This window comes from Klebsiella sp. K47, from assembly GCF_051858335.1.
In the GTDB taxonomy this organism is placed as follows: domain Bacteria; phylum Pseudomonadota; class Gammaproteobacteria; order Enterobacterales; family Enterobacteriaceae; genus Klebsiella; species Klebsiella pneumoniae.
The window spans coordinates 1-252 of the sequence record NZ_JBPYUI010000157.1; the positions used below are offsets into that span (position 1 = coordinate 1).

The 252-nt window shown below is 66.7% G+C and carries 1 protein-coding gene; it reads right to left on the reverse strand.

All coding sequences use genetic code 11. The annotated features are described in order from the left end of the window. Window positions 1-201 (reverse strand): hypothetical protein (locus RRF55_RS27515; protein ID WP_439419230.1); only part of this gene is annotated, 201 nt, incomplete at its 3' end. Window positions 202-252 lie beyond the last annotated feature (51 nt).

Genomic DNA, 252 nt, shown 5'->3' on the forward strand with positions numbered 1-252 from the left:
CCCGACCGGGCGGCCGTTGGCGAAGACGACGGCGTCGCCGCCCAGATCATAGAACGGCCCCGGCGCGCCGATGACCGCTGTGCCCGAAGGTTTAGGTGCTTCACGAAGAAAGCGCTTCAGATCACTGTATTTCCATTCCTCGACCCGCCGCGACGGGAAGGTCGCAGCGTCGGTGAGGTCCAGCCTAGCCAGCGCCTGCATGCCGCCTCCGGCAGGAACTTGTCGTAGCCCTCCGCCTCCAGCTCATGCGCC